General features: G+C 69.5%; 14 protein-coding genes. 6 read left to right on the forward strand and 8 right to left on the reverse strand.

Annotated elements, in window-relative coordinates:
• The first annotated feature begins 68 nt into the window (after window positions 1–68).
• A complete protein-coding gene (locus OED01_RS16075) occupies window positions 69–3,422 on the forward strand; it encodes an AAA family ATPase (RefSeq protein ID WP_264156290.1) in 3,354 nt (1,117 codons plus the stop codon).
• Between the two features lie 19 nt (window positions 3,423–3,441).
• Here OED01_RS16075 and OED01_RS16080 read toward each other — a convergent pair whose 3' ends face one another.
• On the reverse strand, window positions 3,442–4,389 hold the full coding sequence (locus OED01_RS16080; RefSeq protein WP_264156291.1) for an NADP-dependent oxidoreductase: 948 nt from the start codon (window positions 4,387–4,389) through the stop codon (window positions 3,442–3,444).
• A gap of 78 nt (window positions 4,390–4,467) precedes the next feature.
• Window positions 4,468–4,776, reverse strand: coding sequence for an Rdx family protein (locus OED01_RS16085; protein ID WP_264156292.1), 309 nt, complete (start codon window positions 4,774–4,776; stop codon window positions 4,468–4,470).
• 198 nt (window positions 4,777–4,974) lie between these two features.
• Here OED01_RS16085 and OED01_RS16090 point away from each other — a divergent pair, with 198 nt between their 5' ends.
• Window positions 4,975–5,274 (forward strand): Dabb family protein, encoded by a 300-nt coding sequence (locus tag OED01_RS16090; protein WP_264156293.1) that lies wholly within the window; start codon window positions 4,975–4,977, stop codon window positions 5,272–5,274.
• 33 nt (window positions 5,275–5,307) lie between these two features.
• Here OED01_RS16090 and OED01_RS16095 read toward each other — a convergent pair whose 3' ends face one another.
• The gene (locus tag OED01_RS16095) at window positions 5,308–6,255 is read right to left on the reverse strand and encodes an alpha/beta hydrolase (protein ID WP_264156294.1); all 948 of its coding nucleotides are present in this window, start codon (window positions 6,253–6,255) and stop codon (window positions 5,308–5,310) included.
• 35 nt (window positions 6,256–6,290) lie between these two features.
• The gene (dnaB, locus tag OED01_RS16100; protein ID WP_264156295.1) at window positions 6,291–7,688 is read right to left on the reverse strand and encodes a replicative DNA helicase; all 1,398 of its coding nucleotides are present in this window, start codon (window positions 7,686–7,688) and stop codon (window positions 6,291–6,293) included.
• Window positions 7,689–8,191: 503 nt separating this feature from the next.
• Between dnaB and OED01_RS16105 the strand changes: the two genes are divergently transcribed.
• The 3 genes from OED01_RS16105 to OED01_RS16115 all read left to right on the forward strand — a co-directional run bounded on the left by OED01_RS16105 (window position 8,192) and on the right by OED01_RS16115 (window position 12,693).
• On the forward strand, window positions 8,192–9,340 hold the full coding sequence (locus OED01_RS16105; RefSeq protein ID WP_264156296.1) for a hypothetical protein: 1,149 nt from the start codon (window positions 8,192–8,194) through the stop codon (window positions 9,338–9,340).
• 101 nt (window positions 9,341–9,441) lie between these two features.
• On the forward strand, window positions 9,442–11,484 hold the full coding sequence (locus OED01_RS16110) for a beta strand repeat-containing protein (RefSeq protein WP_264156297.1): 2,043 nt from the start codon (window positions 9,442–9,444) through the stop codon (window positions 11,482–11,484).
• Between the two features lie 258 nt (window positions 11,485–11,742).
• On the forward strand, window positions 11,743–12,693 hold the full coding sequence (locus OED01_RS16115; protein WP_264156298.1) for a DNA topoisomerase IB: 951 nt from the start codon (window positions 11,743–11,745) through the stop codon (window positions 12,691–12,693).
• Window positions 12,694–12,763: 70 nt separating this feature from the next.
• On the opposite strand, the gene rplI is transcribed toward OED01_RS16115, so the two are convergent.
• From rplI to rpsF, 4 genes are read right to left on the reverse strand one after another with little or no spacing between them, the layout of a single operon-like run.
• Window positions 12,764–13,216, reverse strand: a complete 453-nt coding sequence (gene rplI / locus OED01_RS16120) for a 50S ribosomal protein L9 (RefSeq protein WP_264156299.1) — start codon at window positions 13,214–13,216, stop codon at window positions 12,764–12,766.
• An 11-nt stretch (window positions 13,217–13,227) separates the two neighbouring features.
• Window positions 13,228–13,482 (reverse strand): 30S ribosomal protein S18, encoded by a 255-nt coding sequence (gene rpsR / locus OED01_RS16125; RefSeq protein ID WP_071641238.1) that lies wholly within the window; start codon window positions 13,480–13,482, stop codon window positions 13,228–13,230.
• 26 nt (window positions 13,483–13,508) lie between these two features.
• Window positions 13,509–14,012, reverse strand: a complete 504-nt coding sequence (locus OED01_RS16130) for a single-stranded DNA-binding protein (protein WP_264156300.1) — start codon at window positions 14,010–14,012, stop codon at window positions 13,509–13,511.
• A 5-nt stretch (window positions 14,013–14,017) separates the two neighbouring features.
• The gene (rpsF, locus tag OED01_RS16135) at window positions 14,018–14,383 is read right to left on the reverse strand and encodes a 30S ribosomal protein S6 (RefSeq protein ID WP_264156301.1); all 366 of its coding nucleotides are present in this window, start codon (window positions 14,381–14,383) and stop codon (window positions 14,018–14,020) included.
• Between the two features lie 322 nt (window positions 14,384–14,705).
• Between rpsF and OED01_RS16140 the strand changes: the two genes are divergently transcribed.
• Window positions 14,706–16,010 (forward strand): ABC transporter substrate-binding protein, encoded by a 1,305-nt coding sequence (locus OED01_RS16140; RefSeq protein WP_264156302.1) that lies wholly within the window; start codon window positions 14,706–14,708, stop codon window positions 16,008–16,010.
• The last annotated feature ends 27 nt before the right edge of the window (window positions 16,011–16,037 follow it).

Genomic DNA, 16,037 nt, shown 5'->3' on the forward strand with positions numbered 1-16,037 from the left:
CGCGTCGGCCCCTTGTCCCTCCGGGGAGGAGGGGCCGACGCGCGTATGCGGCGAGTATCCTCAGAGGAATGGCGACCGCGACCGATGCCCCCGCGGCGCACGGCGCGCCCCGCCTGCACGTGCACCTGCTCGGCGGCTTCCGGGCGACCCGCGACGGCGGCGTTCCGCTGCCGGAGCAGTGGTCGCGTCCGAGCGCGCGCACGCTCGTGAAGCTGCTCGCGGTCACGCCGGGACACCGCCTGCACCGCGAGCAGATCATCGCAGCATGCTGGCCCGATGCCGCACCCGACGCCGCCTCTCGCAGCCTCGGCGTCGCGCTCCACGCCGCGCGCCGCGCCCTGCAACCCGAACTCGCGCCCCGGCAGCCGTCGAGCTATCTCACGAGCGACGGTGCGATGCTGCGCCTCGAGCCGGGTCTCGTGCTGGTCGACGTCGATGAGGCCGAACGCTCCGCAGCCGAGGCGTTGAGGATCCGCGGCATCCCGGAGCTGACGAGGGCGACGGCATCCCTGACCGGCGAGGTGCTGCCCGAGGATCGGTACGCGGTCTGGGCGCAGCCGGCCCGCGAACGGATGGCGCAGACGCGGCTGCGCGTGCTGCTGACCCTGGCGGAGGCGCTCCTGGACGGCGACCGCGCCGAGGATGCCGTCGCCGTGGCACGAGACGTGCTCGCCGGGCAACCGGCCGAGGAGAGCGCCCACCGCACGATCATGCGCGCATACCTGTCGCTCGGACTGCGCAGGCAGGCGATCCATCAGTACCACCTGTGCCGCGAGGCCCTCGACGAGGAGCTCGGCATCCGGCCGGGTTCGCAGACCGAGCAACTGCATCTGCGTGCCCTCGAGACCCACGGCAACGCGGCACGGCCCACCGGCGTCGCGGTCGCCGCTCCGCCGGCCCTGCGCATCCGAGGCGGCACGCCCGTCCGCGGACGGGATGAGGCGATCGGTCGGCTCAGTGCTCCGGATGCCGCCGGTCTGATCGTCGTCGCCGGTGAGTCCGGTATCGGCAAGACCCGCGTGGTCGCCGAGGCCGCGCGGGCAACGCTCGACGCCGGCGCCATCGTGCTGTGGGGCGCGGGCCGCGACGCCGAGGGTCAGCCGCCGTACGGCGCGATCGTCGAGGCGCTGGACGGCTGGTTCTCCAGCCGCCCAGCGGTCGAACGGGCACGCGCGGGCAACGAGTACGCGGAACTCGCCGCCCTCCTGCCGAGCCTCGGCGGCACGGTGCCCGGCATGCAGCGCAGTCCGGACGACGAGCGACGTCGCCTGTTCCACGCCGTCGCGGCCCTGCTGGACGACTTGGCGAGCTCGGCGCCGGTGGTCCTCGTCCTCGACGATCTGCACGCCGTAGACCTCGGAACCCTCCAGCTGCTGAGCAGTCTCCTCCGCCACCGCGACGATTCCGGACCGGGCTGGCACGCCATCGCCACCCTGCGGAGCGAGGACCTGTCTGCGGCGGATCCGCGCCGGGGCGTCCTCGACGCGCTCGCGAGAGACGGTCTGCTGGAGTGGCTGGAGCTTCCACGCCTCGGGAGGGCGGACTGTCTCGCGCTCGCGACCGACATCGCCGGTACAGAGATCAGCGATCGGGTCTGGGAGCTGTCGCTGGGCAATCCGCTGTTCGTGGTCGAACTCGCTCGCGAGAACGGCCGGGAGGATCCCGGCGCGGCGCGTTCGCCCGGGGTGCGGAACCTGGTCGCGGCCCGTCTGGCTCGTCTCGGTCCCGCGGCCAGGAGGGTCGCCGAGATCGTGGCGACGGCGGGTGGGGAGGCCGCGGCCGCCGAGGTCGTCGAGGTCGCGACGCAGGCTCTGCATCCGACCTGGTCGACGGGCGAGGTCGCCGAAGCGGTGGATGCCGCGCTCCGCGCTGCCGTGCTCTTCGAGCGCGACGTGGTGATCGACGGTCGTCCGGTGCCCGGCCTGGTCTTCCAGCATCCGCTCGTCCGCCTCACCGCCTACGACGAGCTCTCCGCGGTGCGCCGCCAGGTGCTGCACAGCGCGTATGCCGATGCGGTCCTGCGCCGGCGTCCGCACGCGGTCGATGCCCTCGCCATGCACCTCGCCCGCGCTGATGACCCTCGCGCCACGACGTATCTGCGTCAGGCGGCCGAACGAGCCGCCGCTCTCAGCGCGAACGACACCGCCGACCTGTACTACGCCGAGCTCATCAGTCGCCTCGACGCCGTCAGCGCCGAGGCGGCCTGGGTGCGCCTCGACCGCAGCATCGTGCTCAAACGGACGGGCCGGTACGACGAGGCGCGCGCCGTGCTCGACGAGGCGCTCGGCGAACTGCGCCGACGCGGCGATCAGGACGGCGTCGTTCTCGCGACCGCCCGGATCGCCGAGGTGCTCGTGAGCACCGCGATGGCGCAGGTGGCGCTGTCCGTGCTCGACGCCGACCCTGCGCGGACGGACACCGCACCGTTCAGCGCCGCGACGCACCACCTCGCGCGCACCCGCGCCCTTCTGGTCGTGGGCGGTTACCTCGAGGCTGTGGCCTCGGCAGCGCTGGCGAGGACCGCCGCGAGCCTGACCGCCGAACCTCAGCGCCGCGGACTGCTCGCCCGGGCCATCCAGTACCAGGCGGTGTCCCTCGCGCTGGACGGGCGCTTCGCCGAAGCGGGTCCCTTCGCCGACGAGGCGCTGCCGCATGCGCAGGCGTACGGCGATCCACAGATCCTGGCGTCGGTGCTGTCCGTGCAACGGGAGCAGGCACGTCGATCCGGCCGGCTGCACGAGGCGCTCGAGACCGGACAGCACGCGCTCGAACTGGCTGCGCGATCGGGTGAGAGGCGGATGCAGGCCTTCGAGCAGGCGAACCTCGCCGAACTGCACCTCCTGGTCGAGGAGGTGGACCGGGCCGAGGAGTTCGCGAACGCGGCTGCAGCTGTACCGGCGGGAGAGGCCGGACTGTCGACGACGTACGCGCTGGTCGCGCTCGCGCGCGTCCGCATGCGACGGGGCGAGAGTCCCCTCAAACTGCTCGATCGCGCACAGGCCAGCGCGGAGGAATCCTCCGACCGGCAGGCGCTGGACGAGATCGGTCAGGCTCGCGCCGAATGGCTCGTCGCGATCGGTGCGCACGCCGAGGCGCTCGATCTGCTCACGGCGCTCCCGCGCGGATCGGCGACCACGACGGCTCTCGCGCATCTCGGACTCGGCGATGCGGCGACGGCCGAGCGGATCGCCCGCGGTGAGCTCGCGCGGGCTGCCGCCGCCGGAGAGGCGCTGACCGAGGTCGATGTGCGCATCGCGCTCGCGTCGGCGCTCGCGGCGCTCGGGCAGATGCCGCGTGCCGAGGAGGAGTTCGACACGGCCCAGGGGCTCGCAGAGCGGCTGCCGTATCCGGCCGGTTCGCGCCGCCTCGCCGATGCGAGAGCGGCGGTCCGGGGATCCGACGGAGTCGTCCGGAAGGTCTAGGCCGGAGTCGCCGACCGCGTCAGGGGATCAGCGCGAGCGCTCCGCCGGGGTGCCCCTCGCTCAGGAAGCGGTGGGCGGCCTGAGCCTCGCTCAACGGATACGTCCGCGCGACCGGCACGACGAGCTCGCCGCGGGCGGCGAGCTCGATCAACCCGGCACGCGCCTCGTCGCGGAACGTCGCGCTGGCCGGCATCGATCCGGCGATCGCGGTGAAGCCCTCGGCTCGTGCGGATGCCGGAGCCGCGATCGTGACGATCCGCGAGCGGTCTGGCACGAACGCGAGGGACGTGACGACGGCCTCGTCGGTGCCGACAGCATCCAATGCGGCATCGATCCGATCGATTCCGACATCCGCCATGGCCGCGCGGATGCGGTCGGCCAGCCCGTCTCCGTAGGCGACGGGGATGCCGCCGAAGCGGCGCACCTCGTCGGCACGGGCCGGACTCGCCGTGCCGATCACGCGCGCGCCGACGAGTGCCGCCTGCTGGAGGACGCTCACGCCGACGGCTCCGGATGCCGCGTGCAGGAGCACGGTCTCGCCCGGTGCCACACGGGTGACCGAGAGCATCTCGGCGGCGGTCGTCCCGGTGAGCAGCAGGTTCGCGGCCTCGGGGTGGCTCAACGCGGCCGGCTTGTGGAAGACCTTCTCGGCGGGGACGGTGACCTCGGTCGCATACCCGCCTCTGATCCGGAACGCGAGCACCTCATCGCCGACGGATGCCGGGCCGGAGCCGATCTCGGTGTCAGGACCGATCGCCGTGATCGAGCCTGCGACCTCGTACCCGATCGCCACCGGCAGGCTCACGCCCGGCCGCTCGGCCGCCACATGCTTGGCATCGGCGGGGTTCACCCCGGCAGCACGCACGCGGATCGTGACCTCGCCCGCCCCCGGTGCCGGTGGGGTGAAGTCCTCGAACCGCCAGACGTCGGGGGTTCCCCATTCCGGTGCGATCCAGTGCGATGCCATGCCGTCTCCTCTCGAGTCCTGGCCTCCATCCTGCCAAGAGTGCGCGTGAGTGAAGCGAGCTCCGCGGTCAGACGTGCGTCACGATGCGGTGTCGTCGGCGCGCGCCGCTGCGCGGTCCGCGTGACCGAGCGCGCGCTCCGGGGCGATTCGATCGCGCACCCGGCGCTTGAGTTCGACGATGTCGGGGAACCCGTCGTCGTCAGCGCGCGACCAGATCCGGTCGCCGTCCGCCTGGATCTCGAAGATGCCCCCCGTTCCGGGAACCAGGGTCACACCGCCGCCGCGCAGCTCGTCGACGAATGTCGTCAACAGCTCCTGTGCGACCCAGGTGGCCCTCGGCATCCAGGAGCATTGCGTGCAGTATTCGATCCGGATGCTGTGGCTCATCCCCGCCACGGTACTCGGCGTTTGTTACAGCCGATCGATGGTGCGCAACGGGAGGACCTCACACGGTCCGGAGGATCGGATCGCGCGTTCTGATCGGATCGTTCGTGCGCGTGGCAGAACCACTGCGTCCGCCACGCGATCGGCGTGGCGGAGCGCTCGCTCCGGTCGCCCTGTCGCGATGGATGCCAGGATGAAACCATGCCGCGCATTCAGCACACCGTGACCTTCCGCCTCGTCCACCCGGCAGGGTCTCCGGCCGAAGCGGGCTTTCTCGGCGATGCGCGCACGACACTGACCTCCATCCCGGGTGTGGAGGACTTCCGCATCCATGCGCAGGTCAGCCCGAAGAGCGATCTCGCGTTCCAGTTCTCGATGGTCTTCGCGAACGAGGACGTGTGCGCGGCTTATGACCAGCATCCGGCGCACGTCGCATTCGTGGCAGAGCGGTGGGTGCCGGAGGTCGCGGCATTCCAGGAGTTCGACTACGTCGCCGTGTGACGTCGCGCAGGAGGCGTCGTCACGGCGCCGCGCTCAGCGCCGCTCGTTGCAAACCGCCTGAACCGGATCCAGAGCGCGCTCCAGCCATGCGCGCGCCCTGCCCATAAGCGCTTTCGCAGGCTGGGTGTCCCGCGCCCAGTTCTCGAAGCCGTGCGGCGCGCCGGGAACGATGTCGAACTCGACATCGACGCCGGCTTTCTGCAGGCGGCGGGCGTAGTCCTCGTCCTCGCCGAAGAAGAGCTCGATGTCCCCGACGGCGATGTAGGCCGTCGGGAGTCCGGTCAGATCGGTTCGCCGGGCGGCAGCCGCGTACGGCGGAAGATCCGGCGCGCCGATGGCTTCGCCGACATATCCGCTCCAGCCGACCCTGTTCGCACGGTTGTTCCAGATCCAATGATCGATCTCATCGAGCGACCTTTCGGCGGCCGTGCGATCGTCGAGCATCGGCGCGAACAACCACTGCGCCACCGGCTGCACTCCCCCTTCATCGTGCAACCGCTGCACCAGCGCCGCCGCCAGTCCGCCGCCGGCGCTCTCGCCGCCGATGGCGAGTCGCGAGGGATCGGCGCCGAGGCTCCGAGCCTGTTCGCAGAGCCACACCCACGCATCGTGGACATCGTCGATCGCAGCGGGGAACGGATGGTCGGGTGCGAAGCGGTAGTTCGCGGAGACGATCGGGATGCCGAGTTCGCGGGCCGTCTCACCGCAGAGCACTTCGTCCTGACGCGCGTCGCCGAACAGCAGACCTCCGCCGTGAATCCACAGCAGAGCGCCGCCGCCACCGCTGGTCTCCGGTCGATAGATGCGGAGTCGGACGCTTCCGATGGTGATGTTCGACACCGTGACGCCATCGATCCGGGTCACCGGCATGATGCGTGTGGCCAGTCGCATGACCGTGCGCATCCACGCTTTCGAGGGGTCCGTCGACGGCAGCTTCAGTGTCGCCTTCCGCAGTGCGGGATCGACTCGTGCGATATCCATAACCGGCCCTTCGTTCTGCGACCAGACGTCGACGACTAGTGGAAGTCGCCGCCAGGGCCGCCGCCACCGAAGTCGCCTGGCGCCATGTCGGCGAAGCGCGAGTAGTGCCCCTGGAAGGCGACCTGGATCGTCGCGGTCGGGCCGTTGCGGTGCTTGGCGACGATCAGGTCGGCCTCACCGGGCCGGACGTCCTTGTCGTAGACGGAGTCGCGGTGCAGCAGGATCACCATGTCGGCATCCTGCTCGATCGAGCCGGACTCACGGAGGTCGCTGATCGCGGGCTTCTTGTCCTGACGCTGCTCGGGGCCACGGTTCAGCTGCGACAGCGCGATGACGGGGACCTGCAGCTCCTTGGCGATCAGCTTGAGGCTGCGCGAGAACTCCGAGACCTCCTGCTGACGCGACTCGACGCGCTTGCCGCTGGTCATCAGCTGCAGATAGTCGATGATCACCATCCGCAGCCCCTCGCGCTGCTTGAGGCGTCGGCACTTGGCTCGGATCTCGACGAGCGTCATGTTCGGGCTGTCGTCGATGTAGAGCGGTGCATCGTTGATGCGGCCACGGGTGGCCGCGACGGTGGTCCAGTCCCGTGGATCGAGGGTTCCCTTGCGCATGCTCTGCAGCGGGATCTGCCCTTCGGCGCTGAGCAGGCGCATCGCGATCTCGCTCTTGCCCATCTCGAGGGAGAAGAAGATCGACGGGATGTTGTGGCCGATGGACGCGGAACGCGCGAAGTCCAGCGCGAGCGTGGACTTACCCATGGCCGGCCGAGCGGCGACGACGATCATCTGTCCGCCGTGCAGGCCGTTGGTGAGCTCGTCCAACTCCTTGAAGCCGGTCGGGATGCCGGTCATGGATCCGTCGCGCCCGCTCGCGGCCTCGATCTCCTCGAGCGCGGCATCCACGGCGACCGTCAGCGGCACGTAGTCCTCGGCGGTCTCGGTGCCGGTGACCGAATAGATCTCGGCCTGCGCGTTGTTGACCAGGTCGGTCGCGTCACCCTGGCCGTCGTAGCCGAGTTGGACGATGCGGGTGCCGGCGTCGACGAGACGGCGGAGGATCGCGCGCTCGGAGACGATGCCCGCGTAGTAACCGGCGTTCGCCGCGGTCGGAACGATCGAGGTCAGCGTGTGCAGATAGTCGGCGCCACCGGCTCGGCTCAGCTCACCGGTTTTGATGAGCTCATCGGTGACGGCGACGACATCCGTCGGCTCGCCGTGCGAATACAGCGAGAGGATCGCCTCGAAGATGAGCTCGTGTTTGGGGATGTAGAAGTCCGCGCCCCTGAGGGTCTCGATGACATCCGCCACGGCATCCTTCGACAGCAGCATGCCGCCCAGCGCGCTCTGCTCGGCGAGCAGGTCGTGAGGTGGTGTGCGCTCCGGGGGTCGCTTCCCACCGAGTCGCTCCTCCGAGATGTCAGCGATCGACACAGGGCTCCCTTCGGTGCGGTGGACGGTGCGGGCCGACGAGCCCTGCTGCGACGCCGTCCGCGGTCGAGCACAGCGAACCACGGACTTCAGACATCTCGTCGCTCGACCACGCTAGGAGTGCGGTTCTCCACATGCAACACGGCCTGTGGATAACTCTGTGGAGAGATTGCGGACAACACCGGAGTGTCTGTGTACAACGGTTGTGGATAAGCCTGTGAAACGAAGTTTCATGTACCCGAATATTGGCTTCTGACCTGGGCTTGCCTCGTTCCCCAGGCTGTGGATGGAATCCAGTTTCAACGGGCGCTTTAAGGTTGCCCTCGTTATACCCACATGTGTACAACCTGGGGAAAGTCAAGTCCTTTTCCAGCCGGGCGCGTCTCCAGTCGACACGCCGCGAAACTCGCCGCCGCACCCCCTGGACACGCACCGACGGACGGGAGTAATCTCAGCGGATCGGCGCATCGTGCGTCGCCAGCGTTTCCCTCGGAGGGGAGGTGAACGTGACCTCCGCAGTCGTACGTCCGCGCATCTCCCGCGCTGTCCTGTGGGGCGCGTTCGGAATCCTCGCCTGGGCAGGGTTCACACTTCTTGCCGGCGGCGGCTCGGCGCAGGCCTCCGAAGACGATCCGGATGCGCCCACGGGGCCGCTCACCGCTCTCGTCACGACGACCACCGAGAAGGTCGCGACGACGGTGACGCAGGTGACCGCCCCGGTCGTCACCGCGATCGCTCCCGTCACCACTGCGGTCCAGCCCGTCACTCGACCGGCGGTCGAGGTCGTCAAGCCCGTGGTCACGCAGGTCGTCGCTCCGGTCGTCACCGATGTCGTCAAGCCCGTCGTGACAGACGTGGTGCAGCCGGTCGTGCCGGCCGCGACCGCTCCTGTGACGGCGACGGTTCCGCCGGCTCTCGAGTCCGCGACCGACACGGTCGCGGATGCGCCCGTGGTCGGGGACGTCGCAGCTCCCGTCCTCGAAACCGTCTCGGATGCCGTCGCAGACGTCTCGGGGCCGATCATCGGCCTCTTCGACGATGAGCCGGTGTCGCGAATCGTGGACCCTCTGGTGGACACCATCACCGGTCTGCCGATCGTCGGCGACATCATCGTCGACTCCGGAGTCGGCTCCGTCGTCGACAGCACCACAGCGATCGTCGACGAGACGACGGCCACGATCGGGAACGCACTCGACGGGTCCGCCCAGGGGGTCGTGGACGGGCTCGATCCGACGACTCCTGCAGGACCGGGGACGCGACCCGGACTTCCCACGGTCGCGGGGCCGGACTCCGCCCTCGCGCTCTTCGCGCCCGTAGCCGGAGTTGCCGCGCCGATGCTGACCAGCCATGCGCCGTCGGACGGCGCGCGTTCCGTCGCTTCCGAGCAGCTCTCGGCGCTGGCGGCCCCGACGGCGGGCGCACATGCCGTCGCCTCCGGCGGATCGGACGGCGTCCCGGCATCCGATTCGCCGATATCCCCGCAAGGCTCCACCCCGACATCCTCCGCCGGTCACGGCGGAGGTTCCCCCACGGACGGCGCTCGCGTCAGCGACGCATCCGACGGTCCGCATCGTGCCTGGATGCTGACCACCGCCGATCCGGATGACGATGTGCCGTCGTCGCCGGTCGCCGACACCGACGTCTCTCCTGACTGACCGGTGATCACGCCGTCCTTTCCGGACGGTCACGAGGTGCTGCGCGCACACCCACACTTGCGCGCGCCATCCAGATCACCCATTCAGTCAGGAGCTGAATCATGCGTACATTCACCAAGCACGCCCTCTGCGGTGTGCTGCTCGCCGGCGGGATAACCCTGTTCGGCGCCACGGTCGCCAACGCGGCCGAAACCGACGGAGACGAAGGTCTCCTCTCCGGCACCCAGGCGGTCGCCCCCATCTCGGTGCCCGTCACCATCGTCGACAACGCGGTCTCCGTGCTCGGCGAATCCACAGTCCAGGAATCCGAGCCCGCGGCCGCCCCGGCGGCACCGGCGCCCGCTGCGACGACAGACGGCTCGTCAGGAACGGCATCCGGCTCGCAAGCCGTCGTGACCGTCAACGTGCCTGTCACCGTGCAGGACGTCGCCGTGGGCGTTCTCGGATCCTCCGAAACCGGGGCCTCCGCCGCCGTACCCCCAGACGAGACTCCCCGGGTCTCGGAGCAGAGCCCGGCTCCCCAAGCCGACCCGGCTCCCGCGGCGGAGGACCCCGTCCTCGAGACGAACGGCACCGACTCGCTCCTCAGCGGATCGCAGGCGCTCGTCGCAGTCAACGTACCCATCACGGTCGCCGGAAACGGCATCTCGGTGCTCGGCTCGAGCGACGTCGATTCAACGTCCGCGGAACAGGATGCCGCGGCACCGGCCTCCTCCGCTCCGAGTGCGGGCGCAACCACCGGCGGGGAGGACTCGATCCTGGGCGGCACCCAGGTCGTGGCACCGGTGAACGCACCGATCACGATCGGCGGGAACGCCATCGGCGTCGCCGGTGACAGCACCGTCGCAGGCAGCGGAGACGACACCGCGGCATCGCCAGGAACGACCCGCGCGGCGCCATCGACGAGTGGCGATGATTCGATCGCCAGCGGATCGCAGGTCGCAGCGCCCGTCACCGCACCGATCACCGTCGGCGGCAACGCCATCGGTGTTCTCGGCGACAGCAGCGTGAACGGCGGAGACGCCGACAGCACGACTGGACCGACGGGATCTGCTGAGGCACCGACCACGAGCGGGGATGATTCCACCGCTGGCGGCACGCAGGTGGTGACACCGGTCACCGCACCCGCCACCGTGGATGGAAACGCCATCGGGGTTCTCGGGGACGGCAACGTCTCCGGAGGAGGCGCCGACGGCAGCACCGCGCCGGCAGGATCTGCCGGCGCACCGACGACCGGCGGGGATGATTCCACCCTCGGCGGTTCGCAGGTCGTGGCACCGGTCACCGCCCCGATCACGGTCGGCGGCAACGCCATCGGGGTCGTCGGCGACGGAACCGTCACCGGCGCAGACACCGGCGGCAGCACCGCACCGGCATCCGAAGAGGGACCGACCACCGGCGGGGACGACTCGACCGCAGGCGGCACCCAGGTCGTGGCGCCCATCACCGCACCCGTCACCGTGGGCGGCAACGCCATCGGCGTCGCGGGTGACGGCAGCGTCACGGACGGAGACACCGGCGGCAGCACCGCACCGGCATCCGAAGAGGGACCGACCACCGGCGGGGATGACTCCACCGCCGGCGGCACCCAAGTCGTCGCCCCCATCACCGCACCGGTCACCGTCGGCGGCAACGCCATCGGTGTCGCCGGCGACGGAACCGTCACCGGTGGAGACGTCGGCACGGCGGGACCGGTGACGCCGAGTGGCGGAGCTGTGACGACCGGCGAGGGTTCCATCCTCGGTGGCACGCAGGTCGCACTCCCGATCACCGCTCCGATCACGATCGGCGGCAACGCCATCGGAGTCATCGGCGACGCGGAAGTCGACGACCCGGGCACCGACCCCGGCACGGATCCTGGAACCGACCCGGGGACAGACCCCGGGACAGATCCCGGAACGGACCCCGGAACCGACCCCGGCACGGACCCCGGGACCGACCCGGGCACCAACCCGGGCACCGACCCGGGCTCCACCTCGGTGACCGCACCGCTCAGCGGCGGACAGGTCGCTGCGATGGCGGCCACCGGCAACGGTGCACAGGCCCTGGCCAGCACCGGCGCGACCGACATCGTGCCGCTGGCGGTCCTGGGTCTGGCGAGCCTGCTGTTCGGAGCGAGCCTCCTGCGCCGCCGCACGGCGTAGCGCCCACCACCGGGCGAGGACCGACGCCCTCGGGGGAGGAGTCGTCCGGTCCTCGTCCGGTGCGTGCGCGCCCAGCGGAGCCGGGAACCCCTCCTGAGCCCCACGCTGCCGGTACCCGGCACCGACACCGGTCGCGCACGCAAGCGGCGGATGCTCCGAGCTCCTCCCTCCGAGCATCCGCCGCTCCTTCGCCCCAGGGCATCAAGCCCCTTGACGGACAGCGGATCCACCCGGTCTGCTGTTCCTCAGGAGGTGGTCATGCCGCGAATCCGTCGTGTCGACCCGGCATCCCTGCCCGGCATCCGAAGAGTCCGCTCACGCGGCCGTTTCCGGTACCGCAACCCGGACGGCAGCGCCGTGAGCGCAGACGACCGCGAGCGCATCGCGGCTCTCGTGATCCCGCCGGCCTGGACGAACGTGTGGATCAGCCCCGATCCCGACGGGCACGTGCAGGCGACCGGCACGGATGCCGCAGGCAGACGCCAGTACATCTACCACCCGCGCTGGCGCACCCGCCAAGACGGCGAGAAGTTCGAGCGGGCCCTTCGGCTCGCCGCCGCCCTCCCTGCGCTGCGCGCCCAGGCCACGCGGGCGTTGCGCGGCGATGACGAACGGGCACGCGTGCTCGCCGTGGCCTTCCGTCTCCTCGACCGGACCGCGATCCGGATCGGATCCCCCGGTTACCTCCGCCGGTACGGCAGCCGCGGGCTGACGACGCTGCGCTGGGCCGACGTCTCCTGGGACTCCGCGACCATCACACTGACCTTTCGCGGCAAGATGAGCCTCCTCCACGCGATCGAGTTCGAGGACGAGGACCTCCTCGCGTGGATCGCCTCGCACGCGGCGCATCCACCCCGGGCGTTCCTCCTGCGCTACAGCGACGGACGTCGGCGCCGCGCCATCGGCCCTGCCGACGTGAACGCGTTCCTCGCGGAAGCCGCGGGCGAGCCGTTCACGGCCAAGGACTTCCGAACGCTCCGCGGCACGACGACAGCTGCGCTGGTCCTCGCGGAGCGGGCCGACGAGGATGCCGAGGCGCGCGAGCGCGTGGCCATCGACGCCGTCGCGACCGCCCTGGGGAACACGAGTGCGGTCGCGAAGGCCAGCTACATCGATCCGAGGGTCCTCGCCGCGGCGCGGAAGGGGAGATTCGTCGACCCCACGCAGTCGCCGGAGAACGCCCTGCTGCGACTGCTCGGCCGCGCGTGAGCATCGTCGGAAACGACGGATGCCGCCCTCCCGAAGGAGGACGGCATCCGTTCGTTGCGGGTGTCACGCCTTACTTGGCGGCGACGACCTGCAGCGTGATGACAGCGGTCACGTCGTCGTGCAGACGAACGGTGGCCTCGTGGTCACCGGTCGCCTTGATGGCGTTGGTGATGTGCACCTTGCGCTTGTCGATGCTGCCGAGACCAGCGCCCTCGACGGCATCCGCGATGTCGGCGGTCTTGACCGAGCCGAACAGGCGACCCGTCGCGCCGGCCTTGACGGCCAGACGGACCTTGGTGCCCTCGAGCTTGTCCTTGAGCGCCACGGCCTCGTCGCGGTCGTGGATCGCACGCGCCTTGCGGGCAGCCTGGATCTGGTCGACCTGCTTTTCGCCGCCGCGGGTCCACGCCGTGGCGTAGCCCTGGGGGATGAGGTAGTTGCGGGCGTACCCGTTCTTGACCTCGACCACGTCACCGGCGCTTCCGAGCCCGGCGACCTCGTTCGTGAGAATCAGCTTTGCCATGTCCGTACCCCTCAGCGGCCAGCGCCGGCGTAGGGCAGGAGAGCCATCTCGCGTGCGTTCTTGATCGCCTTGGCGATCAGACGCTGCTCCTGAACCGAGACACCGGTGATACGACGGGCGCGGATCTTGCCACGCTCCGAGATGAACTTGCGAAGGGTCGCGACGTCCTTGTAGTCAATGACGCCGACCCGGATCGACTTCGCGGGAGCGGTGGGCTTGCCACCCTTCCGCGGCTTGCGGCGGTCGCCGCTCGACTTTCCAGCCATGGTTTTTCCTTAAATGAAGTGTTTGTTCAGAACGGGGTGTCGTCGCCGAAGCTGCCCGGAGTGCTCCAGGCATCGGCGCTGGTCGAAGAACCGGGCGTGGACCACGGCTCCTCGGACACCTGCTGCTGCTGCGGACGCGACTGCCCGCCACCGGCGCCACCGCCGGAAGCCGCACGCGTGACCTGAGCCGTCGCGTAACGCAGCGACGGGCCGATCTCGTCGACCTCGAGCTCGATCGCCGTGCGGTTGTTGCCCTCACGGTCCTGGTAGGAGCGCTGACGCAGACGGCCCTGCGCGATGACGCGCATGCCCTTGGTCAGCGAACCTGCCACGTGCTCGGCGAACTCGCGCCAGACGGACGCGCGGAGGAACAGCGCTTCGCCGTCCTTCCACTCGTTCGCGGCACGGTCGAAGTTGCGCGGCGTCGATGCGATGGTGAAGTTCGCCACCGGCAGCCCGTTCTGCGTGTAACGCAGTTCGGGGTCGGCCGTGAGGTTTCCCACCACGGTGATGACGGTTTCGCCGGCCATGGGTCTTAGGCCTTCGCAGCCTTGGACTTGCGAGCGGCCTTCTCCTCGGAGCGCTTCGCCTCCGCGGCAACCATCGCCTGAGCCTCTTCAGCACGCAGCACCTTGGTGCGCATGATCTGCTCGTTGAGGCCGAGCTGACGGTCCAGCTCCTGAGTGGCCTCGCTGGTCGCGGTGAAGTTCACGACGGCGTAGATGCCTTCGGTCTTCTTCTGGATCTCGTAGGCCAGACGGCGCTTACCCCAGATGTCGACCTTGTCCACAGTGCCACCATCGTTGGTGATGACCTTGAGGAACTTGTCCAGTGTCGGGGCGACCTGGCGCTCGTCGATCTCGGGGGTCAGAATGACCATGAGTTCGTACTGGTGCGTCACTTACCCACCTCCTTCGGACTAGAACGGCTTCCAGGGATTTCCTGGAAGCAGGAGGGTGTGTGCACGTGTCCGCCCTGGAATCCGAATGGATGCCGGCAGGCAGACAACCGTGACAGTCTAGCGGAGTTCCGGGCGTGTCGCGAACGGAGCGTCACTCGACGTAGCACGTACTCCTGGTCGTTCTTTGGTGCATCCATGGAGAACCGCACGACCCCCCTTGCCGACTTCGTTCTCTCAAGCTTGAACCGGTTCATAAATGCCTTTTGCGATCCGACTGCCACGTGTATGGTGGTTCTGAACCGTTTCAACGAGGAGGCTGTTGATGTCCCGTTACCTTCGAAGGATCACCCTCGCCGCCGGCGCGAGCGTCCTGATCGCATCCCTGGCCGCGTGCACCGCACCCGCCGCAGATCTCGACCGGCCGGTCGAACTCTCTCTACTCGTCCCCGCGACGACCGACGTCGACTTCGCCGAAGCGCTCGCCGATGCCTTCGAGGCCCAGCACGAGAACATCACCATCGCCATCGAGAACCGCCCGACCGGGGCCGAGGGCGAGAACGTCGTCAAGACGCGACTGGCCACCGGCGAGATGACCGACCTGTTCGTGTTCAACAGCGGCGCCCTGCTCACCACCATCAGCCCCGACCAGTCGCTCGTCGACCTGTCCGGGGAGGACTGGGCGAGCGTGATCTCGGAGGACTTCACATCCGTGGTCTCCGGCGAAGAGGGCATGTACGGGGTGCCTTGGGGCACCACCCGCGCCGGCGGGATCATGTACAACAAGACGGTCTACGCCGACCTGGGACTCGAGGTGCCCCAGACCTGGGAGCAGTTCGAGAAGAACAACGCCGCCATCGCTGACGCTGGGCTCACCCCCGTGGTGCAGACCTACGGCGACGCGTTCACCTCGCAACTGATCGTGCTCGGCGACTTCGCCAACGTGCTCGACGCCGACCCGGACTGGGCGGACGAGTACACCGCCAACAATCGGAAGTTCGCCGACGAGCCGGCTCTCACCTCTTTCCAGAAGCTCGCCGACCTCGCAGACGCCGGGGTCTTCAACGAGGATTTCGCGAGCGCCAAGTACGACGAGGGCATCCGTCGCGTCGCACAGGGCGAGGCCGCGCACTTCCCGATGCTCACGAACTATGTCGCCACCAACGTCTCGGCGAACTACCCGGACACGGCCGACGACATCGGCTTCTTCGCCGTGCCGACCTCCACATCCGACGAGGCGAAGCTGACGATGTGGATGCCACTGGGGGCGTTCATCGCGAAGAGCATCGCGCCCGAGAAGCTGGACGCTGCCAAGGAGTTCCTGGCGTTCATCGCGAGCCCCGAGGGCTGCGCGGTGCACGCGGAGGTGGCATCGCCCGCCGGCCCGTACCTGATCGAGGGGTGCGAGGTCCCCGACACGGCCATGCCGATCGTGACCGACGTCGACACCTACTTCAGCGCCGGCGAGTCCGCTCCCGCCCTGGAGTTCCTGTCTCCGGTGAAGGGCTCGAGCCTGCCGCAGTTCGCGGTCGAGGTCGGATCGGGCATGCGCAACGCGACGGATGCGGCCGCGCTGTACGACAACGACGTGCTCAAGCAGGCACAGCAGCTGGGACTGCCCGGCTGGTGATCGCGACGGGGAGGCCCGCACGCCGGG

The sequence above is a fragment of the Microbacterium sp. M28 genome (genome assembly GCF_025836995.1).
In the GTDB taxonomy this organism is placed as follows: domain Bacteria; phylum Actinomycetota; class Actinomycetes; order Actinomycetales; family Microbacteriaceae; genus Microbacterium.